The organism is Bosea sp. PAMC 26642, from assembly GCF_001562255.1.
Lineage (GTDB): Bacteria > Pseudomonadota > Alphaproteobacteria > Rhizobiales > Beijerinckiaceae > Allobosea.
Genome location: NZ_CP014301.1, coordinates 22,202 through 41,560, shown reverse-complemented (window position 1 = coordinate 41,560; position 19,359 = coordinate 22,202). Strand labels below are relative to the sequence as shown.

The window sequence follows — 19,359 nt, the reverse complement described above, 5'->3', positions numbered from 1 at the left end:
TCGGCCCTTCGCGGAACGCGTCATTCCCTTTCGCGAACCATGCTCCGGAGCGATCATGAGCGACGACAACAACCAGAAAAGCCGTGGCCCGCGCAAGGGCGGCGGCGCGGGCGGCCGTGGCGGCGGCAAGGATGGCGGCTCGCGCGGCGGCGGTTTCGGGCGTGACGGCGCAGGACGTGGTCCCGCGCGTGCCGGTGCATCGGCCGGCGGAGAGCGTCCCCCACGCCGCTTCGACAAACCGGCCGGCTCGCGGGACGGCGCGCCGCGCCCGCCGCGTGCAGGCGGAGAGCGCCCGTTCAGGGCGAGGCCCGAGGGCGAACGCGGTGCGAGCCGGCCGCCGCGCGAGGCCGGCGAGCGGCCGTTCCGGGCCAGACCCGACGGGGAACGCAGCTCCAGCCGCCCTCCCCGCGAGGGCGGCGAGCGGCCGTTCCGTGCAAGACCCGAGGGCGAACGCAGTTCCAGCCGCCCCGCGCGTGCCGGGGGCGAGGCCGGGCGCTTCGAGCGGCCGAGACGCCCGCGCGAAGAGGCTCCGGTCTCCGAAGCCAAGCTGCTGCCCTCGCTGGTCCAGGAGCCGGAGCGCATCGCCAAGGTGATGGCGCGAGCCGGCGTCGCCTCGCGCCGCGACAGCGAGGCGATGATCCTCGAAGGCCGCGTCAGCGTGAACGGCAAGGTTCTGGAGAGCCCGGCTCTCGATGTCGGCCCCGACGATGTCGTGACGGTCGATGGCGAGCCCTTGCCGGCGCGCGAGCGCACGCGGATGTGGCTCTACCACAAGCCACGCGGCCTCGTGACGACCAACCATGACCCCGAGGGCCGCGCGACCGTATTCGACGCGCTGCCGGAAGACCTGCCGCGCGTGCTCTCGATCGGGCGGCTCGACATCAACACCGAGGGCCTGCTGCTGCTGACCAATGATGGCGGTCTGGCGCGCATGCTGGAACTGCCGGAGACTGGCTGGCTCAGGCGCTACCGCGTGCGGGCCTTCGGCTCGGTGACGCAGGACAGGCTCGATACGCTGCGCGACGGCGTCACGATCGAGGGCGTCTCGTACGGCCCGGTCGTGGCGCGGTTCGAGCGCCAGCAGGGCTCCAACACCTGGCTGACGGTCGATCTGCGCGAGGGCAAGAACCGCGAGGTCAAGACGGTTCTGGAGCATCTCGGCCTCGACGTGAACCGGCTGATCCGGGTCTCGTTCGGGCCGTTCCAGCTGGCCGATCTGCCTGAGGGCGAGGTCGACGAGATCCGCTCGCGCGTGCTGAAGGACCAGCTCGGCGAAGCCCTGATGGCGAAAGCCGGGGTCGATTTCGAGGCGCCGCGCCGCGACGAGCTGCCGGCGGCCCCTCCAAAACCCCGCGAAGGTCAACGCGCGCCCAGCGGCGACGATCGTCCGCGCCGTCGCGAGACGGGCGACCGCGACGGCAAGCCCGAGCGCGAGCGCTGGAAGAGCGACGCCGTCCGCACGCCCTCTCTCGACGACCGCAGCGACAAACCGTGGAAGCGCACCGTCTGGCGCGATGCCGAGGCCGAGCCGCAGCGCGAGCGCAAGGCGCCGCCGCGCCGTGGCGCCGACCCCAAGGCCGAGCGCCAGACACGCGAGGCGACCGGCGAGGTCGTGCGCAAGCGCGGCACCGCGATCGAGGACCCCAATGGCCGCCGGGTGCGGGTCGAGCGCGTCAGCGCGTCGGCCAGCGCGGAGCGTCCGGCTCGCGAGGGCGTGAACCCCAAGCGCAGGCCCGACCGCCTGCCGCGCAGCGAGCGCGGCGCGGCGCAGGCGCTGGCGCGTCAGGCACGCGCGCCGGAGCGCGCCGGCAGCGGCGAGCGCCCTGTCCGCCGTCCGCGCGTCGAGGGCGGCGAGCGCGATCGCACCCAGGAGCGTCCCTGGCAGGACGCCGCGCCGCGAACCGAGCGTCCCGAGCGCGGGCCGCGTGGTGACAGACCTGGTGGTGACAGACCTGGTAGTGACAGACCTGGTGGCGACCGGCCCGAGCGCGCCCCGCGCGAGGGCGGCGAGCGGTCGCCGCGTCGTTTCAGCGAGCGTCCCGGCGAGGAGCGCGGCGGTGACCGGCGCCCCGCCGGCCGCAGCTTTGGCGACAAGCCGGGCGGCGCGCCCAGAAGTTATGCCGCGCGTTCCAGCGAGCGGCCGGCCGGACGCAGCGGCGAACGCGACGGCGGCAAGTCGTTCGGGAGCAAGTCGTTCGGCGGCAAGCCCTCAGGCGGCAAACCGTTCGGAGGCAAGCCTTCAGGTGGACGCCCCTTCGGGGGTAAGCCCGGCGGCGGTGGACGTCCGGGCGGCGGCGGCAAGGGTCCGCGTCCCGGCGGCGCACCGCGCGGCAAGCGTGACTGAGGCCGAGCGCTGATGCGGATCGTCGGAGGACGCCTGGGCGGGCGCGCCTTGGCCGGGCCGAAGCCGGGGATCGGAATGATCCGCCCGACATCGGACCGGCTGCGTGAATCGCTCTTCAACGTGCTCGCGCATGCCTATGACCACGTGGTCGAAGGCGCGCGTGTGCTCGATCTCTTTGCCGGCACGGGCGCGATGGGCTTCGAGTCCTTGTCACGCGGAGCGTCATTCGCGCTGCTGGTCGATGACGGCACCGAGGCGCGCGGGCTGATCCGCGAGAACCAGACGACGCTGGGGCTGGCCGGCCACAGCCGGGTGTTCCGGCGCGACGCGACCAAGCTCGGTGCGATCGGCCCGATGGAGCGTTTCGGGCTGGTCTTCTGCGACCCGCCCTACGCCAAGGGTCTGGGCGAAAAGGCACTGATCTCGGCGCGTGACGGCGGTTGGCTGGAACCGGACGCGCTCATCGTGCTGGAGGAAGCGGCGGGCGTGGAGATCGCACTGCCGGAGGGGTTCGAGGCGCGGGAGCAGCGGGCCTATGGAGAGACGCAGGTGATGGTGCTGCAGGTGACGAGCACCGTCTCCTGACCATCTGGCTCTTCTGTGCCAAGCGGGGTAATCTGGTTTCTGCTCCGTAGGAGGTGCATATGGTCGACTCCGCACAGCCGAACCCGACATTGTCCGAACTGCTGACATCTGATCCCGAGATCATGAGCGGAAGCGTGGTGTTTCGTGGGACGCGGGTGACAGTCGATACGCTGTTTGGCAACCTTGCCGGTGGGTTGACGCTCGATGAAATTCTCGATTCTTTTCCGACGCTTGACCGCAAGGATGTGATGGCCGTGCTAGAGTTGATGCCGGACATGATCGCGGCAGCGAAAGCTGCATGATGCGCGTGATGTTGGACGAGGGTGTACCTCGCCATCTGGCTCAAGCTCTAACCACTTTCAGCCTGCACGCATCGGCCTTTCCCAACACGTGGAAAGGGATCAGGAACGGGCTGCTGTTGGCCCGTGTCCAGGCAGAGGGCTACGACGTTCTCCTGACAAACGACAAGAGCATCGGACGGCAACAAAATATGTTGGGCCGGATGATTGCGGTGGTCGCGGTCCCTACTAACTGGCGGCCCCTCCTGATGCCGAGGGCTGCCGACATCGCGGCAACGATCAGGCTGGCAAAGCCAGGCGACCATATCTCCATTGCCTTGAACGGCAGTCGGAGGATCGACAACCGTCCTGTCGGAGGAACCACGCTGCCACCGATCGCACCGTTCCAAGTGTGGGCGCCATAGCGCCTTCACTTTCTCCCGAACAGCCGCTCGATATCCGCCAGCTTCAACTCGACATAGGTCGGCCGGCCGTGATTGCACTGGCCTGAATTGGGCGTGACCTCCATTTCGCGCAGCAGCGCGTCCATCTCTTCGGGCCGCAGGCGGCGGCCGGCGCGGATGGAGTTGTGGCAGGCCATCGTCGCCAGGATGTGGTCGAGGCGGCGTTCGAGCGAGCCGGTGGTGCCGTCCTCTGCCAGCGCGTCGGCAACATCGCGGACGAGCTTCTGGAGGTTGCCGCCGGCGAGTTGGCTCGGGGCTTCCCGAACGAGTACTGCGCCGGGGCCAAAGGCTTCGATGACGAGACCCAGCGTCGCGAGATCGTCCATCGCCGCGAGGAGTCGGTCGGCGTCTACGGGGTCGAGCTCGACGACCTCGGGCAGCAGCAAGGGCTGGCGGGCGATGCCGTCGCGGGCGCGCTCGGCCTTTAGCCGCTCATAGACCAGCCGTTCATGGGCGGCGTGCTGATCGACGAGGACGATGCCAGCCCTGGTCTGCGCGACGATATAGGTCTCGTGCAGCTGCGCGCGGGCGACGCCGAGCGGTCTGTCCAGCGCGTCGGAGGTCGGCTCGGCGGCGTGGGCGCGCGCATCGGCTGATGGTGCGGCGAAGGCCTCGAAGCCGGCCTGCGGGGCTTCGCCGAAGCCGCTTGCCGGCGATGCCCAGGTCGGCGTCGATGCCCAGGCAGGCGTTTCGGGAAAATGCGGACGCTGCAGGCCGCCCTGCCCCGTGCCGGCGAAGACGGCGCGGAAGGCTTCCAGTGTGCGGGCGCCGCCTGTCGTGGTGGCGCGGTGGCCGGCCTCGGCGAGCGCCGCCTTCAGGCCGGAGACCACGAGGCCGCGCACCAGCGCGGGATCGCGGAAACGGACCTCGCTCTTGGCGGGATGAACGTTGACATCGACGAGGCGGGGGTCGCAGACGACGTCGAGGAAGAGCACCGGGTGGCGGTCGGAGGGCACGACGTCGGCATAGGCGCCGCGCACGGCCGAGAGCAGCAGCTTGTCGCGCACCGGGCGGCCGTTGACGGCGAGATGCACACCGGCCGAGGTGCCGCGATGGAAGGTTGGCAGGCCGGCGAAGCCCGCAATGGCGAAGCCCTCGCGCTCCGCCCAGAGCCTGAGCGCGTTTTCCGGAAAATCGCGGCCGAGTGCACGGGCGAGCCGGCGCAGCTGGCCGTCCTCGCCGAGGGCCTCCGCCGGCCAATCGAAGGCCGAGACATGCTCGCCTTCGAGCGAGAAGCGGATCGCGGGGTGCGCGATGGCGAGCCGCCGCAGCATCTCGGAAACGGCCTGCGCTTCCGCTCGGTCGCTCTTGAGGAATTTCAGGCGCGCCGGCGTAAAGGCGAAGAGGTCGCTGACCTCGATGCGCGTGCCGTAGGCGGCGGCGGCCGGACGCAACGCGCCCTTCTCGCCGGCCTCGACGACGAGGGCCGTCCCCTGATCTGCATCCCGCCTGCGGGTAACGATGGAAAGCCGCGCGACCGAGCCGATCGAGGGCAGCGCCTCGCCGCGGAAGCCGAGCGAGCGAATGGCGAAGAGGTCGCCGTCGGGAAGCTTGGAGGTGGCGTGACGCTCGACGGCGAGTGCGAGATCGTCCGGGGTCATGCCGGCGCCGTCATCGACGACGCGGATCAACTCGCGCCCGCCGGCCGCGATCGTCACCGCGATCGCAGTGGCGCCGGCGTCGATGGCGTTCTCGACCAGTTCCTTGACCGCCGCGGCCGGCCGCTCGATCACCTCGCCGGCGGCGATGCGGTCGACGAGGACGGGATCGAGGCGGCGGACGGTCATGAGGTTCTCATGCGGCGCAGGAACCGGCGTTCCCTTTGTCATTCCGGGGCGGCTCGCAGAGCCGAACCCGGAACCCACGACAGGGTGATCCTATCGTGCGCTTTCAGGTTCACCCGGTCGTGGGTTCCGGGTTCTTCGCTTCGCGAAGCCCCGGAATGACAAGGGTGACGGCGACTCAGCTGCGCCCTTCGGCAAGATAGCGCTTGGCGAGGATCTTGGCCTCCTCCACCGCGGGCTGGTCGAAGGGATCGACGCCCATGGCGTAGCCGGTCAGGATCGTCTCCAGCATGAAGTGCATCAGCACCTCACCATGGATCGCCTCGTCGATTGCGTCGATGTGAAAGCGGCGGACCGAACAGCCGTTCTTGGCGAAGGTGTCGATCATCGCCACGCCCTGCGCTGCCACGAGATCGCCGATGGTCTTAGCCGCGAAATCGTCCTGGCCGATCTTGCCGGCAAGCGCAGCGTCGATCTTCGGCCCCTTGCCCTTGGCCCCGACGGTCAGGACCGTGAAGAACTTGTCCTTTGGACCGGCGAGATAGAGTTGCTGCTGCGAATGCTGGTCGACGGGGCCGAGCGCGCCGACCGGCTGCGTGCCCTGCCCGTCCTTGCCGAGGCTCTCGGCCCAGAGCTGCATCCACCAGCGCGTGAGCAAGGCGAACTTGTCGGCATAGGGCATCAGAACGGCGATGTTCTTGCCCGAGCGCATCGCGGCGAGATGCAGGGCCGCACCGAGCGCGGCGGGCGTTTCGCGGACGCTGTCGCCGGCGAGAACGGGGGCCACGGCCTTGGCAGCGCCTGCGCGCAGCGCCTCGATGTTGAGACCGAGCACGGCAGCCGGCAGCAGGCCGCAATTGGTTAGCACCGAATAGCGGCCGCCGACGGCGGTGTGATGTTCGAGGAACGGCGCGCCGAAGGGCTCTAGCAAGGCCCGCAGCGGGTGCAGTTTGCCGGGCCTGGCGGGCTCGGACAGGCCCTGGAAACGCTCGCCGATCTCGGCATCGCTCAGACCGGCCGCGCGCATGGCATCGATCGCCGCGATCGATTGCAGCAGGGTCTCGCCGGTGCCGCCCGATTTCGAGATCGCGACGAATTTCGTGGTCTTCAGCGGCAGCTTCGCGAGCAGGCGCTCATAGGTGTCGGGGTCGAGATTGTCGATGAAATGGACGCGCGGCTCGGGTGCAAAACGCGACAGGCCGGGGATGCCGTAATCGGCGAGTTGCGCCAGCGTCTGACCGCCGAGGCTGGAGCCGCCGGTGCCGAGCACGAGGATGTCGGTCGCGCCGTCCTTGAGGCGCTTCGCGGCGGCCTGGACCGGGGCGATATCGGCGGTATCGGTCGGCAGGCCGAGCAGCGGGAGCGACCCATCTTCGGCCTGGCTCTTCAGCCGCGCGAGGGCAGGCGCCAGATCGGCCAGAGCCTGCTCAAAGGCCGCATCGGGGATGCCGCCCTGGCCGACGCCGGATTCGAGCGCGAGATCGAAGCTTTGCTGAAGCATGATGGGGTCCGCCTTTGCAGGATAGCGTCGTCGAAAGCTGTCGTCGTCATACCAAAATCGCGCCGTCATCCCGGCTGCAGCGCAGCGGAGAGCCGGGATCCATGCCTGAACACTGATCGGAAAGGTTCAGGCATGGATCCCGGTTCTCCCTTCGGTCGCCCGGGATGACGGGGGCCGTGTTATGGCAACCGGCTTCCAATCAGACAAGATCAACCGGCCGGCCAACCGCCTGCACCAGCAAGCGCGGATCGCCGAAGAGACGGCCGGCGACGCGCCTGACATCGGTGAGCGTCACCGCTGCGAAGAGCGGGTTGCGCTGGGTCAGGAAATCCGGCGCGAAGCCGTTGACGGCCAGGCTCATCAGTTCGGAGGCGATCTTGGGCGACGTGTCGAAGCGCAGCGGATAGGAGCCGATGATGTAGCGCTTGGCCTCCTCGACCTCATGCTCGGTCGGGCCAGCTTCGGCGAGCTTGGCCATCTCCTCGCGTATGACGGAGAGCGATTCGGCGACGCGGTCGTTTCGGGTCGAGGTGCCGCCGACCAGCATGGCGCTCTGGCGCAGCGGCAGCAGGCTCGAGGAAACGCCATAGGCGAGGCCGCGCTTCTCGCGGACCTCCAGGAACAGGCGCGACGTAAACGCCGAGCCGCCGAGGATATGGTTCAGCACGCTGCCGGCGATGAAATCGGGATCGTGGCGCATCAGCCCCGGCGCGACGAAGCGCAGCACGGTCTGGGGCACGTCGAGATCGATGACATGGGTCTCGCCCAGCCCCTGGATCGGCAAGGCCTCGACCGGCGCTGCGCGCGGCGTGCCCGCGGGCAATGCGCCGAAGACCTGATCGAGCCGTTGTGCCAGTTCTTCTGCGGTGATGTCGCCGACCACAACGATTTTCAGCCCGGCCCTGGTCAGAAGCGAGCCCGAGAGCGTTCTCAGCGTGCCGGCCTCCAGCCGCGAGACGCTGTCGACATCGCCCTTTTCGGGGCGGCCATAGGGGTGTCCCGGAAAGGCCGAAGCATAAAGGGCATTGCGGCAGAGCGTCTCGGGGTTCTGGGCCTGGCGCTGCAGGCCCGAGACGATCTGCGCCTTGACGCGCTCAACCGCATCGGTGTCGAAGCGCGGCGCGTTGACGGCGAGCGCCAGCAGTTCGAAGGCGGTATCGCGATGGCGCGTCAGCGTCTGGATCTGGCCGTGGAAATCGTCGCGGCGGGCGTCGAAGCCGAGGCTGATGGCGTGGTCGGCGAGCTTACCCTGGAAGGCCTCGGCATCGAGATCGCCCGCGCCCTCGTCGAGCAGACCGGAGACGAGATAGGCGCTGCCGGTGGCATTGTCGGGATCGCGGCTGGTGCCGCCGTCGAAGGCGAAGTCGACCGCGATCAGCGGCAGGCTGTGCTCCTCGACGAGCCAGGCCTCAACGCCACTGGCGGAGCGGACCGTCTGCACCGCGACGGAGGGGCCGGCGATGCTCGAAAGGGCGGGAATGGGCTCGTTCATGTCGCTTCCTGTCGGCGAGATGCGAAGCCCCGCCCAAGCAAAGGGAGGATCGGGTCTCAGGCAGCCGGCAGCAGCAGCCCGGTGACAGACCGATCGGGACGAAGATAGCGCCGCACGGCCGCGATGACGGCATCGCGCGGGACAGCCTCGATGCGCTCGGGCCAGGCCAGCACGTCCTCGACCGTCTCGCCGACGGCAAGCGAGGAGCCGAAGATGCGGGCCAGCGAGGACTGGCTGTCGCGGGCGAAGATGGTTTCAGCGACGAGACGGGTGCGGGCGCGGGCCAGCTCGATCTCGGTCGGGCCGTCCGCGAGGAAGGTCGCCAAGGCGGCATCGAGGCCGGCTTCCAGCGCAGCCATCCCGACGCCGGGACGCGGGCTGGTTGAGACCTGGAAAGCGGCGCGATCGACCATCGAACTCATGCAATAGGCGCTGGCCCCGGCCGCGAGTTCCTGCTCGACGCAGAGGCTGCGATAGAGCCGCGAGGTCGTGCCGCCGCCGAGGATTTCGGCCGCCAGTTCGAGCGCGAAGACCTCCTCGCGCTCGCCTGAGAGATAGGTCGGCGTCAGCCAGCCGCGACGCAGCGAAGGCTGGCGCACGCGGGGGTCGGACAGTGCGACGCGGCGCGCGGCGCGCGGATCGGGCTCGGCTGGGCGCTTGCGGACCGGCGTCTCGCCGCGCGCGGCGATCTGGCCATAGGTCGCCTCGGCGAGCCTGCGGACTTCGGCCGCGTCGGTGTCGCCGGCGACGACGAGGATCGCGTTCTCGGGCGTGTAGAAGCGCTGGTAATAGGCGAAGGCATCGTCGCGGTTCAGGCCCTCGATCTCGTGCTCCCAGCCGATGATCGGCGTGCCGTAGGGATGGTGCACGAAGAGCGCCGAGGAGAACTCCTCGCCGAGCTGAGCGGCGGGGTCGGAATCGACGCGCATCTTGCGTTCTTCGAGAACGACGTCGCGCTCGGGACCAACGACGCTTTCCTCAAAAGCGAGGCCGGTCATGCGGTCGGCCTCGTAATCCATCATGGCCCGAAGATGGGCCTTGGGCACGCGCTGGAAATAGGCAGTGTAGTCGAAGGAAGTGAAGGCGTTCTCCTGGCCACCATAGCCCGCGACGATCTTTGAGAATTCGCCGGCCGGCCATTTGGCCGTGCCCTTGAACATCAGATGCTCCAGGAAATGGGCGATGCCGGACTTGCCGGCCGGATCATCGGCCGAGCCGTTGCGGTACCAAACCATGTGCGTGACGACCGGGGCACGACGGTCGGGCACGACCACGACATCCATGCCGTTGCCGAGCCTGAAGGCCTCGACCTGCGGCCCGGCCATGTTCTGGCGCATATGCATGTTCACCTGGGCTGGGTCTCCTGCCGCGCCGACCGAATTGTCGCAGCCTGATGTAGAACGCAACGCCGCCGCTTGCCAGCTATCGGCCAGGATAATCGACAGTCGTGCGCGATGATGGGCTGCCGGACATGACGAGCGCGAATGCTCGGTGCAAAGGAGGTCTGCCGCCGAGGCGGCCAGACCGGCGCGGTCCGTTATTGCATCGGCTTGGTGCCGGTCAGGAATTCGCGCTGGCCGGCGGCCTGCGTGTCCTCGACGGGGCCGCGGGCGCCAGGCCCCAGAGCGGCCGTGCCGGCCGGGCGCCGATAACCGACCGGCGGTTCGGTCAGCGTACGACGCTGCGGCTCCTCGCCATAGAGCAAGGTGGTCTCGGCATTCGCGCTGCGGCGCGCCGCGAGTTCGCGGCCGACCCGGATCGCGTTGATCTGATTGGTCGTATTGTTCTGCTCTTCCTGGATGATCGGCCGCCCGTCCATGGCGGTGGAGCGGCCGCGCCGCAATTCCTGCTGGCTCAGCAGCGGGTTGTTGCGGAACTTCTCGTTCTCGCTCGACGGAACCCGCGCTGCGGCGGCCTCGGCGCGCCGCTTGGCGATGTCGGGGTCATTGGGCCAGGCGGCATTGCGGGCGCTCGCCGGATCCTGCGGGCGCGGCAGTGCCGAACCGGGCGGCACCACCAAGGGCGGACGCTGACGATATTCGATGTCGTTGGTGCCGCTGCCGAAGACGCCTTCCAGCAGGTTCTTGAACAGCACGCCTTCCTGCGCGGACGCAGACGTGGCGGCGAGCAGCAGGCCGCCGCTCACAAGCCAGTGCGCCATGCGGATGCGATGAGCCATGTCTTAATCTCCCTTGGGGATGCCTTTATCCCCTCACAAACCCGAAACGCGCGGCGAAACGATGGCAACCCTTGGGTCAGGCGCTGCTTCTCGTCTCGGGAAAGACGGACTCATACAGCAGACCCGCCACTCCGACAACGATGGCCGCATCGGCGAGATTGAAGATGTACCAGCTGAAGCTGCCGTAATGCAGGTGCACGAAGTCGACGACCGCGCCATAGACGGCGCGATCGACGCCGTTTCCAAGCGCGCCGCCGATGATCAGCGCGAGGCTGACGACGGTCAGCGTCCTGGTCTCGCGCCACATCCAGCGCCCGAGCCAGGCGGCGGCGATGAAGGAGACCACGACAAGCGTCCAGCGCCCGAAATCGCTGTATTGTTGGAACAGCCCGTAGGAGATGCCCCTGTTCCAGGCCAGCACGATCTCCATGAAGGAGGTCGGCGCGAAGGGGCCGTTCTCGGCCAGCCTGACGCCGAAGAGCAGCCAGAGCTTGCTCGCCTGATCAAGCCCGAAGATCAGCGCGACGACGAGGAGGCCGAGACGGCGGGCCTGCGTCATCGCGCTTTCGCGCCCAGTTCACGCAAGGCCTTCGCATCGCGCGGCGTCACCTGCGGATAGGCGGGGTCGGCGCTGGCGGGATCGAAATATTTCCAGGAGCGAGCGCATTTCACGCCAGGCGCGCGGGTCGAGACGACCGACACGCCGGGCACGTCCGGCAGGCGGAAAGCGTCCGCCGGTCCCTCGCCCGCCACGACGACGATCCCCGAGGTGATGCTGATCTCGGCAAGATCCAGCCCCGAGAGCGCGGCACACAGATCGGGATCGTCGATGAAGACCTGCGGTGCAGCTTCCAGCGAGGAGCCGATGCGCTTGCCCGCGCGCTCCAGTTCCAGTGCGCCGGTGACGACACGACGGACACGGCGGATCTTGGTCCAGCGCTCGGCCAGTTCGGGGTCGAGCCAACTCTGCGGCGCCTGCGCAAAGAGCTCGAGATGGACCGAACCGTCCAGCGCCTTCTGCTCCGGATAGCGCTCCAGCCAGGCCTCTTCGATGGTGAAGACCAGGATCGGCGCGAGCCAGGTGGCGAGGCAGCGGAAGAGATGGTCAACCACCGTCAGTGCGCTCTTGCGGACATGGCTCGACAGCGGGTCGCAATAGAGGGCGTCCTTGCGGATGTCGAAATAGAAGGCCGACAGCTCGGTGTTCATGAACTGCGAGAGCAGCGTCACGACCTTCTTGTAGTCGTAGGTGCGGTAGGCCTCCTCGACCTGAGGTCCGAGTTCGGCGAGCCGGTGCAGCATCAGCCGCTCCAACTCGGGCATGGTCTGCGGCTCGGCGACGCGGATGTCCTCGCTGAAATGGGCGAGCGTACCGAGCATCCAGCGGGTGGTGTTGCGCAGCTTGCGATAGGTCTCGACGAAGGTCTTGAGGATCTCCTTGCCAATGCGCAGATCGTCGGAATAGTCGGCCGCCGCGACCCAGAGGCGCAGGATGTCGGCGCCCGAATCCTTGATGATGTCCTGCGGGGCCGTGACGTTGCCCTTAGACTTCGACATCTTCTCGCCCTTCTCGTCGAGGCAGAAGCCGTGAGTCAGCACGATGTCGTAGGGCGCACGGCCGCGCGTGCCGCAGCTTTCGAGCAGGCTCGAATGGAACCAGCCGCGATGCTGGTCGGAGCCCTCGAGATACATCACCCGGTCGTTGCCGCCGTCGCCGCGACGCCTGGCGCGCAGATCGGGCCGCTGCTCCAGCGTGAAGGCGTGGGTCGAGCCGGAATCGAACCAGACGTCGAGCACGTCGGTGACGCGCTCATACAGCGCCGGATCGTAGCCGAAGGGGGTGAGGAAGCGGGCGCCGTCGGTGTCGGCGAACCAGGCGTCGGCGCCCTCCTGCTCGAAGGCGTCGGCGATGGCGGCATTGACCTTCGCATCGACCAGAATCGCGCCGGTCTCCTTCTCGACGAACACCGTGATCGGCACGCCCCAGGCGCGCTGGCGCGAAACGACCCAGTCGGGGCGGTTGGCGATCATGCCGTTGATGCGGTTCTCGCCGGCGGCGGGGACCCATTGGGTCTCTTTGATCGCCCTGAGCGCGCGGTTGCGAAGGGTGTCGACGTTGCCGCCGGCCGATGGCGCGATCTCCCCGATGCCCGTCGGGCTCGGAGCCTCGCCGATCGCCTTGTCCATGGCGATGAACCATTGCGGCGTATTGCGAAAGATCACCGGCTTCTTCGAGCGCCAGCTATGCGGATACTGGTGCTTGAGGCGGCCGCGCGCGACGAGATTGCCCGAGGCGGCCAGTGCCTTGATGACGACCTCGTTGGCGTTGCCCTTCTCGCCCTTGTCGGTGATGACCTGCGCGCCCTCGAATCCGGGAGCATCTTTGGTGAAGCGACCATCTGCATCGACGGTGTAGGGGATTTCCGTTTTGATATCGCGGGCTAGCAACTGACGCCCACTCGCCATCCAGATGTCGAAATCCTCCCGGCCGTGGCCAGGCGCGGTGTGCACGAAGCCGGTACCGGCTTCATCAGTCACATGGTCGCCGTCGAGGAGGGGGACGTCGAAATCGTAGCCGTGGCCGCGCAGGGGGTGGGCGGCGGTCAGGCCGGTGAGTGCAGCGGCCGGCACGTCAGCGACGAGTTCGAAGGCCTCGACCTTGGCAGCCTTGAAGACGCCTTCGGCCAGATTCTTGGCAAGGATGTAGGTCACGCCGACCTTGGCCCAATTATTCTCGGGTGCTGCAGTGACACGGTAAAGGCCGTAGGCGATCTTGTTGTGGAACGAGATCGCGCGATTGCCCGGCATGGTCCAAGGGGTCGTGGTCCAGATAACGATGGAGGCGCCGTTCAAAGTCGCGGGCTCGGGCACCGACATGCTCGGGACGATGTCTTGCGCGAGATAATTCTGGGCGTTCAGCACAGGAAACGCCACGAAAACCGTGTCGCTGACATGCTCCTCGTACTCGACCTCGGCCTCGGCCAGCGCGGTCTTCTCGACCACCGACCACATCACCGGTTTTGAGCCGCGATAGAGCTGCGCCGTCTCGGCGAATTTCATGATCTCGCGGGCGATCTGGGCCTCGGCGCCGTAAGCCATCGTCAGGTAGGGATCGTCCCAGTCGCCCTCGACGCCCAGCCGCTTGAACTCCTCGCGCTGGATATCAACCCATTTCTCGGCGAAGGCGCGGCATTCCTTGCGGAATTCGACGACCGGCACGTCGTCCTTGTTCAGGCCCTTGGCGCGGTACTGCTCCTCGATCTTCCATTCGATCGGCAGGCCGTGGCAGTCCCAGCCCGGCACGTAGTTGGAATCGAAGCCGAGCATCTGCTGCGAGCGCGTGACGAGGTCCTTCAGCACCTTGTTCAGCGCATGGCCGATATGGATGTTGCCGTTCGCATAGGGCGGGCCGTCATGCAGGATGAAGCGGTCGCGGCCTTTGCCGGCCTCGCGCAGCTTGCGGTAGAGATCCATCCTCGCCCAGCGGGCGAGCAGTTCCGGCTCGCGCTGCGGCAGCCCGGCGCGCATCGGGAATTCCGTCTGCGGCAGGAACAGCGTCTGGGAGTAGTCGATCGTCTCGGGCGTCTTGTCGGTCATCTGGTCCGGCTCGGGCAATGCGGACGAGCGGGCCATATCGGGTGGCGCGGCGCCGGTCCGGCGGGAAATCTGGGAAAAGCGATCGTTACCCCGGCTTGCACAGGCGCCCGCGCGTCAGCGCAGGGCAGCAGCCGGGCCCGTAATTCGCCGGAAAAGATCTATCGATATGGCGCGATCAGCGAGCATCTGCGGCTTCTAGCAAAGGCGGCTTACGGAAGGAAGGGCGGCGTTTGCGCGAGAATGATGCGGGCGCGAGCGCTGTCTGAGTCCATCTGGACGATCAGGGCGTCCAGGGAACCGAACTTCGCCTCGCCGCGCAGCCACGTGACCAGCGCGACATCGACCTGCTTGCCATAGAGATCGCCGGAGAAATCGAAGACGAATGTCTCGAGACGGGGCGCGCCGTCGTCGAAGGTCGGGCGGCTGCCGAAGCTCGCGACGCCGTCGCGCCAGATGCCGTCGATCTTCATGCGTACGGCGTAGATGCCGTAGCGGAGACGGCAATCGCGGGCGAGGTGCATATTGGCGGTAGGATAGCCGAGTTCACGGCCGCGCTTGTCGCCATGGGCGATGACGCCGCGCACGAACCAGGGCCGGCCGAGGAAATCTGCGGCGCGGGTGATATCGCCTGCCTCCAGTGCGGTCCGGATCAGCGTCGAGGAGACCGGTTCGCCAGCCCATGAATAGGGCGGCACGACGGAGACCGGAATCCCGTTCGCGGCGGCGCGGTCGTGGAGCAGTTCGGGCGAACCGGCGCGGCCCTTGCCGAAATGGAAATCGTAACCGCAGACGAGGCCGACCGCACCAAGCCGGCCGAGCAGGAGATCGTCGATGAAGGCGTTCGCATCGATCGCGGCGATGTCGCGGTCGAAGGGCAGGACGAAGGTCAGGCCAAGGCCGGCCTCAGCCAGCAGTTCCATCTTGATCTCGGGCGACGTCAGACGGAATACGGGCTGCTCGGGCCTGAAGACGCTGCGGGGATGGGGCTCGAACGTCAGAGCCGCTGCGCGTGTGCCATGTTCCCCGGCCATCGCCACCGCCGTGCGGGCGAGCTCGGCATGGCCGCGATGGACGCCATCGAAATTTCCCAGCGCCAGCACCGCACCCCGCAACGCCTCGGGGACAGGCTTGGCGAGGTCGAGGACGAAGGCTTGCGCGGGCGCATCGGCGTGGAATGTCATGGATCAGAAGGCGTCCGAAGACCAGGATGTCCCGGCCGGCGCTGTGTTTGGCCTCAAGCCCGCGGGTGCGTCAAGCGGAGCCGTTCACGCCTTGGCGCGCGACGGCGGTAGCGCCACCCACGCCTCGCCTTCGAGGACGGGCTTGCCGTCGACCAGGCATTCGCAGAACAGCCGGGCGCGGCGGCGCTCGACGACCAGTTCGACCACTTCGACGCGGGCGGTAACGACGTCGCCTATCTTGACGGGCGCAAGGAACGTCAGGGTCTGAGAGAGATAGACCGCTCCGGGGCCGGGCAGTCGCGTGCCGAGCAGCGCCGAGACGAGGCTGGCCGTCAGCATACCATGAGCGATGCGCTGGCCGAACTTGGTGTTGGCGGCGTAGCGGTCGCAAAGATGGATCGGATTGGCATCGCCTGACAGGTCCGCGAACAGCGAGACATCGCGCTCCATCACCGTGCGCATCAGGCTTTCGCTCTGGCCCAGCGCCAGATCCTCGAAGGCATGGACATGGTAGAGCGTGCTGCTCATGGCACTCGGCTGCATGTGCCCGGCAGCGGAAAGGCCGGATCGGTCTAGCGTGAGGCGACCCTGTCACAGGAGAAACGCTTCGGCCATTGGACTTTGGTGACGACCCGTAGGCCCGGCCCGGCGGAGCGCAAAGGACAAAACAAAATGACGTAGCGTCACTTTACGATCCAATTAACGGCTTTGAAACACGGGCCCGCTAAGACGCTTGACCATCGGTCAGCCGATCAAGACGCCCCCGCCGGCCTCTCGGCAGCGCCAACGCCTTTCAATCCCGGAGCACCACAATGGCTCTCGACCCGTCCATGCCGATCCTGGTGGTCGACGACTATCAGACGATGGTGCGGATCATCCGCAACCTGCTCAAGCAGCTCGGCTTCGAGAACGTCGATGACGCCTCGGACGGCACGAGCGCCATCGCGAAGATGCGGGGCAAGAAATACGGCCTGGTGATTTCCGACTGGAACATGGAGCCGATGACAGGCTTCGAGCTACTGCAACGCGTGCGCGAGGAGCAGACACTGTCCCAGACGCCGTTCATCATCGTCACGGCGGAGTCGAAGACGGAAAATGTCATCGCCGCCAAGAAGGCCGGCGTGAACAACTATATCGTCAAGCCGTTCAACGCGCAGACCCTGAAATCGAAGATCGAATCGGTCTGCGCCGCTTGAGGCCATCGCCAAACGCTACTCCGGAGGCCATCTGACGCGGCGTTCTGCGCTTCCGGTGCTCACGGACATGAAGTCCGCTCCGCTCCGGTTCTCGAACGCCACGCCAGCCGACTCACCGGAACGCGTCTTGCAACGCCCTCAAAGGCCTGAGCCCCGTCACCAGACCAGATGCGGCAGCGCGTAATGCGGGCGCTGGTCCTGCAGTGAGAACCAGCCATGGCGTTCGTCCCATGAGGCGGCGAGCAGGTCCTGGGCGTGGATGCCCGCCATCACCATGATTCCCGTGATCCCAAATGCGTTTGCACCAGCGATGTCGGTGCGGATCGCATCGCCGATGGCGCAGATGCGCTTGCGCGTGATCGGCCCGCCCCGCTCGGCTTGCGCCATTGCGAGGGCGGCCTCGTAGATCGGCGGATGCGGCTTGCCGGCATAGACCGCCTCGCCGCCGATTTCCTCATAGGCGAGCGCGATGGAGCCGGCGCAAGGCACGATCGCCCCCCCGCGCTCGACGACGAGATCGGGATTGGCGCAGATCAGCGTGAGGCCTCGCGCCTCGAAGCCCGAAAGCAGTTCGGCATAGGTCTCCGCCGTTTCGGTTTCGTCGTCGAACAGACCGGTGCAAAGCACATAGCTCGCCTGCTCCGGCGCAACCCGCGGCGCGTCGAGCCCGGCGAGCAGAGGCAGGTCGCGATCGGGCCCGAGCATGTAGACCGGCTGTCCTGCCCTTGCCTGGATCAAGGCGCGGCAAACGTCGCCGGAGGTGACGATCCCGTCATAGGCCGCTTTGGGAACCGACAAACCATCGAGTTGAACCTCGATGGCTGAGCGCGGGCGCGGCGCATTGGTCACGAGGATGACGGTCGTGCCGCGCTCTCGCACGGCCACAAGCGCCTCGATCGCTTCTGGATGAGCGGCAACACCGTTGTGGACGACGCCCCAGATGTCGCACAGGCAGAGATCGAAGGACGATGCGATCTCCGAAAAGGCGGTCAGGGCCGTCGTGACGGAAGGGGGCGGTGTCGATGGCAAGGCACTCACTCCGTTTGACGTGGAGACACGGACCTAAAGCAGAGCGGCCGCCATGGGAACCGCGTTGCAACAAGGTCGCTCGCAGGATCGTCCTCGGCGATGCGGCAGAGCTTCAGGCGCGTCGCAGCACCGAGCGGAATGAAACGCGCTCGGGTTTAGCCTCATCCGGGTCCGGAGCGGCATTGGCCGCGACCGGGAGGGCGGCCGGATAGCCAAGGATTTCCGCCGCCGGGCGCGGGGCGGGTGTTTCGGCCGGCGCCGGGGCCGGGACCGGATCGGCGAAGACATCGGGCTTCACCGGACGCGGCGGCGAGAAGACCAGGCCCTGCGCGTGGGTGACGCCGAGTTCGATCATGTCGGCGACGGTGGGGTTGTCCTCGACCTTCTCGGCGACCAGCGTGACGGAGCCCCGGGCCAGCAGAACCGCGAGATCGCCGACATCGATGTCGTTCGAGGCCTTTTCCGCCTCGGCCTGCAACAGGGCGGCCGGCACCTTGACGAAGCGAATGCCGCGATCGAACAGCGCCACGGGATCGAATCTGATATCCGCGACCTGATCGAGGGCGAAACGCACGCCGATCGCCGACATCGCGCCAAGCAGGCCGAGGCTGGTCGGATCGAGCGTGCGGAAAACCCGCTGTGGCATCTCGATGACGAGGTGCCCGGCATGTTCGCGATATTTGTCGAGGATGCGCAGCAGCGTCGCCAGCGCCTTCGACGCGTTCCAGGTCGCCATGCTGAAATTGCACGAGACGAAAAGGCCGCCTTCCTTCGCGCCGAGATGGCGGGCGATCGCCAGCGCACGCGTCAACACCAGCGCGTCGAGCGTCGGGCCGAAGCCGCGCTCCTCGACGACGACGAGAAACTCCGCAGGGAGCAGCAGGGTCGTCTCATCGAGCCGCAGCCGCACCAGCGCTTCGTAGCCGCGGGTGCGGCGACGCGGCAGTTCGACGATCGGCTGGAGATGAACCTCGACCTTGCCCTCTGCCAGCGCCGCACTGATCACGCCCGCGCGCTCGTCGGCCGCGCGACGCGCGGCGGCATCGGCCGCCTTCGCCCGCTCGGCCTCCATCATGTCGATTTTCGCCTGGCGGGCGCGTTCCGGATCGATGACGGGGACAGGGGCAGCGATGGCAATTCGCCTCTCCGGCTCCGGCGGAAGGGGGGCAGGCTGCGTCCGGGCGTTGGCAAGCTGATCGTCATGATCGGCCAGCGTGGTCGCGACCTGCTGGAGCAGGTCTCCCAGAAGTCCGACCTCGGCGGTCAGTTCGTTGATCGCGGCACGCGCCGGAACGGCATCGGCCTCGCGCATCGGCATCTGATCGACGCGCTGGACCATCGCGTCCAGCCTTATCGCATTGGCGGCGAGCTTGACCTTGACCTCGCCGAGCGCCGCGAAAACCTGCTCGCGCTGGGCGAGGCTGCGCCGCTGGATCACCAGCGCCGAACCGATCATGCCGCCCCCGGCGAGCAGGAGCCCGACCGCGTTCCCGAGCGTTCCCGGCAGAAGCAGCATCGTCGCGGCGCCCGCCGACAAGCCGGTGACGGCGCCGGCGAGGGGGTGGAGAGCTGTCAGGCTGATGGGGGCCAAGTGAGCGATCGCACCACGGGTTGATCGGGACGAAAACGGCGAATCACAGTTCAGCTGCAACCATAGAGCATGACGGCGACCCAAGGGAATCGGCGTTACAGGCGCGGAAAACGACAACTGCGTCGATGACGGATCGAC

Annotated in this window: 16 protein-coding genes; 5 read left to right on the top strand and 11 right to left on the bottom strand. The window is 67.6% G+C overall.

From position 1 onward, the window contains the following. Positions 1–55: 55 nt before the first annotated feature. Genes AXW83_RS00170 through AXW83_RS00155 form a run of 4 tightly spaced genes read left to right on the top strand, consistent with a single transcriptional unit; the run spans position 56 to position 3,632 of the window. Positions 56–2,344 carry a pseudouridine synthase gene (locus AXW83_RS00170; protein ID WP_066609589.1) on the top strand — a complete coding sequence of 763 codons (2,289 nt, stop codon included), beginning with the start codon at positions 56–58 and terminating at the stop codon, positions 2,342–2,344. 12 nt (positions 2,345–2,356) lie between these two features. After that, complete coding sequence (rsmD, locus tag AXW83_RS00165) at positions 2,357–2,929, top strand: 16S rRNA (guanine(966)-N(2))-methyltransferase RsmD (protein ID WP_066609587.1); 573 nt, start codon at positions 2,357–2,359, stop codon at positions 2,927–2,929. A gap of 59 nt (positions 2,930–2,988) precedes the next feature. Next, a complete protein-coding gene (locus AXW83_RS00160) occupies positions 2,989–3,231 on the top strand; it encodes a DUF433 domain-containing protein (protein WP_082766855.1) in 243 nt (80 codons plus the stop codon). Beyond that, positions 3,228–3,632 carry a hypothetical protein gene (locus AXW83_RS00155; protein WP_066609585.1) on the top strand — a complete coding sequence of 135 codons (405 nt, stop codon included), beginning with the start codon at positions 3,228–3,230 and terminating at the stop codon, positions 3,630–3,632. The genes AXW83_RS00160 and AXW83_RS00155 overlap by 4 nt, the downstream gene beginning before the upstream one ends. Before the next feature lie 5 nt (positions 3,633–3,637). On the opposite strand, the gene mutL is transcribed toward AXW83_RS00155, so the two are convergent. The 9 genes from mutL to AXW83_RS00110 all read right to left on the bottom strand — a co-directional run bounded on the left by mutL (position 3,638) and on the right by AXW83_RS00110 (position 15,933). Further along, complete coding sequence (gene mutL, locus AXW83_RS00150; protein ID WP_066609584.1) at positions 3,638–5,458, bottom strand: DNA mismatch repair endonuclease MutL; 1,821 nt, start codon at positions 5,456–5,458, stop codon at positions 3,638–3,640. Positions 5,459–5,633: 175 nt separating this feature from the next. Then, positions 5,634–6,956 carry a hypothetical protein gene (locus AXW83_RS00145; RefSeq protein ID WP_082767418.1) on the bottom strand — a complete coding sequence of 441 codons (1,323 nt, stop codon included), beginning with the start codon at positions 6,954–6,956 and terminating at the stop codon, positions 5,634–5,636. Positions 6,957–7,155: 199 nt separating this feature from the next. Then, on the bottom strand, positions 7,156–8,448 hold the full coding sequence (locus AXW83_RS00140; protein ID WP_066609583.1) for a M16 family metallopeptidase: 1,293 nt from the start codon (positions 8,446–8,448) through the stop codon (positions 7,156–7,158). Positions 8,449–8,504: 56 nt separating this feature from the next. After that, a complete protein-coding gene (locus tag AXW83_RS00135) occupies positions 8,505–9,791 on the bottom strand; it encodes a M16 family metallopeptidase (protein ID WP_082766854.1) in 1,287 nt (428 codons plus the stop codon). A gap of 194 nt (positions 9,792–9,985) precedes the next feature. Beyond that, the gene (locus AXW83_RS00130) at positions 9,986–10,627 is read right to left on the bottom strand and encodes a hypothetical protein (RefSeq protein ID WP_066609580.1); all 642 of its coding nucleotides are present in this window, start codon (positions 10,625–10,627) and stop codon (positions 9,986–9,988) included. Between the two features lie 76 nt (positions 10,628–10,703). Then, positions 10,704–11,186, bottom strand: coding sequence for a signal peptidase II (lspA, locus tag AXW83_RS00125; RefSeq protein WP_066609576.1), 483 nt, complete (start codon positions 11,184–11,186; stop codon positions 10,704–10,706). After that, entirely contained in the window at positions 11,183–14,224 is a 3,042-nt protein-coding gene (ileS, locus tag AXW83_RS00120) for an isoleucine--tRNA ligase (protein WP_066619531.1), read from the bottom strand. Before ileS ends, lspA begins: the two co-directional genes overlap by 4 nt. A 209-nt stretch (positions 14,225–14,433) precedes the next feature. Next, the gene (locus AXW83_RS00115) at positions 14,434–15,405 is read right to left on the bottom strand and encodes a bifunctional riboflavin kinase/FAD synthetase (RefSeq protein WP_066609575.1); all 972 of its coding nucleotides are present in this window, start codon (positions 15,403–15,405) and stop codon (positions 14,434–14,436) included. A gap of 84 nt (positions 15,406–15,489) precedes the next feature. Then, complete coding sequence (locus AXW83_RS00110) at positions 15,490–15,933, bottom strand: MaoC family dehydratase (RefSeq protein ID WP_066619529.1); 444 nt, start codon at positions 15,931–15,933, stop codon at positions 15,490–15,492. Between the two features lie 284 nt (positions 15,934–16,217). Between AXW83_RS00110 and AXW83_RS00105 the strand changes: the two genes are divergently transcribed. Continuing rightward, a complete protein-coding gene (locus tag AXW83_RS00105) occupies positions 16,218–16,601 on the top strand; it encodes a response regulator (protein ID WP_066609574.1) in 384 nt (127 codons plus the stop codon). A 156-nt stretch (positions 16,602–16,757) separates the two neighbouring features. Here AXW83_RS00105 and AXW83_RS00100 read toward each other — a convergent pair whose 3' ends face one another. Further along, on the bottom strand, positions 16,758–17,639 hold the full coding sequence (locus AXW83_RS00100; RefSeq protein WP_066609573.1) for a TIGR01459 family HAD-type hydrolase: 882 nt from the start codon (positions 17,637–17,639) through the stop codon (positions 16,758–16,760). Between the two features lie 103 nt (positions 17,640–17,742). Beyond that, positions 17,743–19,221, bottom strand: coding sequence for an EAL domain-containing protein (locus AXW83_RS00095; protein WP_066609571.1), 1,479 nt, complete (start codon positions 19,219–19,221; stop codon positions 17,743–17,745). Positions 19,222–19,359 lie beyond the last annotated feature (138 nt).